The organism is Nonomuraea cypriaca (assembly GCF_015645445.1).
Taxonomy (GTDB): Bacteria; Actinomycetota; Actinomycetes; order Streptosporangiales; family Streptosporangiaceae; genus Nonomuraea; species Nonomuraea cypriaca.
Genome location: NZ_JADOGI010000398.1, coordinates 1 through 5,324, shown reverse-complemented (window position 1 = coordinate 5,324; position 5,324 = coordinate 1). Strand labels below are relative to the sequence as shown.

General features: G+C 67.7%; 5 protein-coding genes. 4 read left to right on the top strand and 1 reads right to left on the bottom strand.

What is annotated here, in order from left to right; translation table 11 throughout:
- Positions 1 to 63: 63 nt before the first annotated feature.
- A complete protein-coding gene (gene trxB, locus ITP53_RS53595; RefSeq protein WP_195903179.1) occupies positions 64 to 996 on the top strand; it encodes a thioredoxin-disulfide reductase in 933 nt (310 codons plus the stop codon).
- Positions 997 to 1,006: 10 nt separating this feature from the next.
- Complete coding sequence (gene trxA, locus ITP53_RS53590) at positions 1,007 to 1,321, top strand: thioredoxin (RefSeq protein WP_195903178.1); 315 nt, start codon at positions 1,007 to 1,009, stop codon at positions 1,319 to 1,321.
- Between the two features lie 123 nt (positions 1,322 to 1,444).
- Here trxA and ITP53_RS53585 read toward each other — a convergent pair whose 3' ends face one another.
- Positions 1,445 to 2,062: a GNAT family N-acetyltransferase gene (locus tag ITP53_RS53585; RefSeq protein WP_195903177.1), complete on the bottom strand. Its 618-nt coding sequence runs from the start codon at positions 2,060 to 2,062 to the stop codon at positions 1,445 to 1,447.
- A 176-nt stretch (positions 2,063 to 2,238) separates the two neighbouring features.
- On the opposite strand from ITP53_RS53585, the gene ITP53_RS53580 reads away from it, so the two are divergent.
- Positions 2,239 to 3,564 carry an aminotransferase-like domain-containing protein gene (locus ITP53_RS53580; protein WP_195903176.1) on the top strand — a complete coding sequence of 442 codons (1,326 nt, stop codon included), beginning with the start codon at positions 2,239 to 2,241 and terminating at the stop codon, positions 3,562 to 3,564.
- Positions 3,565 to 4,310: 746 nt separating this feature from the next.
- On the top strand, positions 4,311 to 5,267 hold the full coding sequence (locus ITP53_RS53575) for a D-alanine--D-alanine ligase family protein (protein WP_195903175.1): 957 nt from the start codon (positions 4,311 to 4,313) through the stop codon (positions 5,265 to 5,267).
- The last annotated feature ends 57 nt before the right edge of the window (positions 5,268 to 5,324 follow it).

The following is a 5,324-nucleotide window of genomic DNA, read 5'->3' as shown; positions in this document are numbered from 1 at the left end:
ATCACGGCGGCCTAGGATCTGTTGACGCCGATGGCAACCAGCAGACGAGGAAGGCGTGGGGCGTTGAGCGACGTTCGTAACGTGATCATTATCGGATCCGGCCCAGCTGGCTATACCGCGGCCGTCTACTCCGCGCGCGCCGAGCTGAAGCCGCTGATCTTCGAGGGTTCCGTCACCGCGGGCGGCGCGCTGATGAACACCACCGACGTGGAGAACTTCCCGGGGTTCCCCGACGGCATCATGGGCCCGGATCTGATGGACAACCTGCGCAAGCAGGCCGAGCGGTTCGGCGCCGAGCTGGTGGCCGACGACGTCATCGAGGTGGATCTCGAGGCCAACCCCAAGGTCGTCAAGACCCACACCGAGACCTACTACGCCAAGTCCGTCATCCTGGCCATGGGCTCCGGCTACCGCGAGCTCGGTCTGACCAACGAGAAGCGCCTGTCCGGCCACGGCGTGTCCTGGTGTGCGACCTGTGACGGCTTCTTCTTCCGCAACAAGGACATCGTGGTCGTCGGCGGCGGCGACACCGCGATGGAGGAGGCCACGTTCCTGACCAGGTTCGGCCGCATGGTGACGGTGGTGCACCGCCGCGACACGCTCCGGGCCAGCAAGATCATGCAGGAACGCGCGTACGAGAACGAGAAGATCCGGTTCGTCTGGGACTCCGAGGTCGTCGACGTCTGCGGCGACACCAAGGTCGAGGCCGTGAAGCTGCGCAACGTCAAGACCGGCGAGGAATGCGAGCTGGCCACCGACGCGTTGTTCCTGGCCATCGGTCACGACCCGCGTACGGAGCTGGTCAAGGGGCAGATCGACCTCGACGAGAACGGGTACATCAAGGTGGCCGCCCCGACCACTGCGACCAATATCGAAGGTGTGTTCGCGGCGGGCGACGTCGTCGACCACACCTACCGCCAGGCCATCACCGCGGCCGGCACCGGCTGCTCGGCCTCGCTCGACTCCGAGCGCTGGCTGGCCAACAACGAGAAGTAAGGAGCGCACCGTGAAGGCTGTCACCGACGCCACATTCGAAGCCGACGTCCTCAAGAGCGACAAGCCCGTGCTGGTCGATTTCTGGGCGGAGTGGTGCGGCCCGTGCCGTCAGGTCTCCCCCATCCTGCAGGAGATCGCCAACGAGCACGGCGACAAGCTGGAGATCGTCAAGCTGAACATCGATGAGAACCCCGAGGTTCCGCGCCAGTACGGTGTGCTCCAGATCCCCACGATGAACGTCTACAAGGGTGGAGAGGTCGTGAAGCAGATCATCGGCGCCAAGCCGAAGGCCATGCTGCTGCGCGAACTCGAGGGCATCATCTAGTCCGCCACTGCGGCGCGCTTCGCCCACCAGGCCCCCCGCTCCGGCGGGGGGCCTTTCGGTTCTACGAGTCGTACGGCTCGTGCGGCTCGTACGGTGAGGTGCTTGTACGGCGCTGAGCAGTCGTCAGACGGGACGTAGGGCGCGTTCCGGACTCATGGAGCCCAGGAGCCGCTCCAAGGCCACCTCAACGTCCTCACGCCACGAGACGGCGGTCTTGAGTTCCAGCCGAAGCCGCGGAAAACGCAAATGCGGACGAACAGTCTTAAAACCAACAGAAAGCAAGTATTCCGCAGGAACGACGCAACTAGGTTCTTCCCACTTGAGATCGCCAAAAGCTTCAATGGCCTTGACCCCACGCCGCGTCAAATCTTTGGCAACTCCCTGAATCAGCATTCGGCCCAGCCCGCCACCCGAGAACTCCGGAATGATGTGGCCCGTCATCAGCAGCACCGCGTCGGCGCTGACCGGAGAGGTGGGGAAGGCCACCGAACGAGGGCTGTAGAGCGGCGGGCTGTAGATCACGAACCCGGCCGGCACCCCGTCCACGTAGACGATTTTGCCGCAGCTGCCCCATTCGAGCAGGGTGCCGGAGATCCAGGCTTCCTTCTCCAGCCCGGGGTCGCCCGAGTCCTCCGCACGGTCGCCGCTGACGGGATCGAGCTCCCAGAAAACGCACCGCCGGCAGCGGCGCGGCAGATCGTCAAGATTGTCCAGGGTTATGTTGACCAGCCGGCGCGACAACTACCGCCCCTATCGTTGACCCGGAAAAGCGCGCGAAAACCGCGTCCACAGGTGGCATCGTAGCCCAGTGAAGATGCCGCCAGCGGACACCACGTCGGTCGAGCCCGGTCACGTGCGACATGTCCGGCTGGCGTAATCTGGTATTTCGGTCCGATATGACACCTAGGAGGTGGGCCGTGACAGGAGAGCTGGATCACGGTCAGACGCCCGCGACCCACGGGTCGCGCATCGACCCGTACGTCGATCGGTACGCCGCGCGAGCTACCGGGATGGTCGCCTCCGAGATCCGAGCTCTTTTCGCCGTCGCGTCGAGGCCCGAGGTGGTCTCGCTCGCGGGCGGCATGCCGTACGTCACGGCTCTTCCCCTCGACATGGTCGGCGAGTTGGTCTCCGACCTCGTCACCAGACGCGGCCCTGTCGCGCTGCAGTACGGCTCCGGCCAGGGCGACCCGCATCTGCGCGAGCAGATCTGCGAGGTCATGCGGCTGGAGGGGATTCAGGCCGGGGCGAACGACGTGGTCGTCACCGTCGGGTCGCAGCAGGCGCTCGACCTGGTCACCCGCATCTTCATCGACCCGGGCGACGTGGTGCTCGCCGAGGGCCCCTCGTACGTGGGAGCCCTGGGTACGTTCGCCGCCTACCAAGCCAAAGTGGTCCATATCGCCATGGACGATCAGGGCATCGTGCCCGAATCGCTGGCGCAGACCATTTACGCGCTGGAGACCGCCGGGGCGCCCATCAAGTTCCTCTACACGATCCCGACCTTCCACAACCCGGCCGGCGTCACCCTGAACATCGCCCGCCGGCAGCAGGTGCTCGACATCTGCCAGCGGGCCGGGGTCCTGGTCATCGAGGACAACCCGTACGGGCTGCTGGGCTTCGACGGGGAGCCCATGCGCGCCCTGCGAGCCGACAATCCGGATGGTGTGGTCTATCTGGGGTCGTTCTCCAAGACGCTCGCTCCCGGCTTCCGCGTCGGCTGGGCCCTGGCCCCGCACGCCATCCGCGACAAGCTCGTGCTGGCCATGGAATCGGCCGTGCTGTCACACTCGTCCTTCACCCAGCTCGCCGTCGGCCAGTACCTCGCCACGCAGCCGTGGCGGGAGCAGATCAAGTCGTTCAAGGAGCTCTACCGCGAGCGCCGCGACGCCCTCCTCGACGCGCTCGACGCCCTGATGCCGCCCGAGGTCACGTGGACCCGCCCCGCCGGCGGGTTCTTCGTCTGGGCCACTCTGCCTGACGGGCTCGACTCGAAGGCCATCCTGCCGCGGGCGGTGGCCGAGCGGGTGGCGTTCGTACCTGGGACCGGGTTCTTCTCGGACGGGAGCGGGGCGCGGCACATGCGTCTGTCGTTCTGCTTCCCTGAGCCTGATCGCATCCGCGAAGGCGTGCGGCGGCTCGCCGGGGTGATCGAGCAGGAGATGCAGCTCCGGGACACCTTCGGAACGAGCTCCTCCCGCGACCACAACGGCGTGGACACGCCCGGACCGGACCTGGCCTAGAAATTTTTCCCTAAGCAACACCACACCCAACGGACGGCGCCCTCCTCTGGACGGCGCCGTCTCGTGCTTCGGTCCCGCACGGTGGCTGCGCCGAACGGTTTGCTGCACTCGCGGTGGCTGCATTCGCGGTGGACGGCGTCGCATCAAGGCGGCACGGGTGTCCGGACCGAAAATGTCGACCTCTGGGCCGAGCCGCGCTGTGGCCGCCGTCTGTGCGGCGCTGTGGACGGCATGGCCCGGCGGGCACGGGCCCCGCGGAGTGGAACGTTGGTCTCCCCCGCACGCACGCCGCCCTATGGCCACCGCCGACCGTTCCATGTATGGCGTTGGAGTCCGGGGGCACGGGCAGTTGGCCTCCCACACACGCACGCCCCCCTATGGCGCCGTTGACCGTTCCATGTATGGCGTTGGAGTCCGTGGGCACGGGCATCCGGAGTGGGACGTCGCCCTTCGAGCAGCGGTGCCGCACTGTGGCCCTATGGCGGGCCCCCATGACTGTGCCGCATCGTGCGTGTCGGCATGACCTGTGGGCGCATGGGATTTCTGTGTCCTCAGGGTGTTGTGGTGCCTTCCTCTTTGACCCACGGGCTTCTCAGGCACCGGCATCCCGTACGTGGACCGCAATGCCCTGTTTGGGCCACCGGCCCCGGACACGGTTTCTTGGCCGGGGACAGGCCACCTCGCGTACACCACGCACCCCCGACGCCGGTACGGTTGGACAGCGTGCGATCAGCGGAGGAGATGTGATGAGCGATCTGGGCCACGTGCTCGTGCTGGCCGGGGGCCTCTCCTATGAGCGTGAGGTGTCCCTGCGCTCGGGTCGCCGAGTCAGCGAGGTCCTGCGGGCGGCGGGCGTCGACGTCGAGGCCCGCGACACCGACGCGTCCCTCGTCCCCTCCATCCTCGCGGACCCGCCGGACGCGGTGTTCGTGACGCTGCACGGTGGCGCCGGCGAGGACGGCGCGATCCGTTCGGTCCTGGAGCTGCTCAACGTCCCCTACGTCGGCGCCGACCCGGACGCCTGCCGGGTGGCCTTCGACAAGCCCACCGCCAAGGCGGTCGTCCGCTCAGTCGGCCTGCGCACGCCGGAGTCGGTCACGCTGCCGAAGGAGACGTTCCACGACCTCGGCGCCGCCGTGGTGCTGGGGCGCATCGTCGACCACCTCGGCCTCCCCCTGTTCGTCAAACCCGCCCGGGGCGGTTCGGCGCTGGGGGCCTCGATCGTGCGCACGGCGGAGGAGTTGCCGGCCGCGATGGTCGGCTGCTTCGCGTACGGCGACACGGCCCTCATCGAGCGGTACGTCGACGGCGTGGAAGTGGCGGTCTCAGTCGTGGACCTCGGCAACGGGCCGGAGGCGCTGCCCGCCGTGGAGATCGTCCCCGACGAGGGCGTCTACGACTACGCGGCCCGCTACACGGCCGGGCACACGGAGTTCTTCGCCCCTGCCCGCCTCTCCGCCCAGGCGGCTGCGGCATGCGCGGAGACCGCGGTGACGGCCCACACCGCTCTCGGTCTGCGGGACATCTCACGTACGGATCTGATCGTCGACGCCTCGGGCACGCCACATTTCCTGGAGGTCAACGTCGCACCCGGGATGACGGAGACGTCCCTCCTGCCGATGGCCGCCGAAGCCGCCGGCCAGGACCTCGGAGACCTCTGCCGCGCCCTCCTCCAAAACGCCGCCACCCGCTCCCACGCCTAACCACCCACCCACCCCGGCCAACTCCCGCGCCGGTCCCACCTGGTCCCATACCTCCCC

Coding starts and splice junctions, on each gene's coding strand:
- ITP53_RS53575 (WP_195903175.1), top strand. CDS start 4,311: ATGAGCGATCTGGGCCACGTGCTCGTGCTGGCCGGGGGCCTCTCCTAT.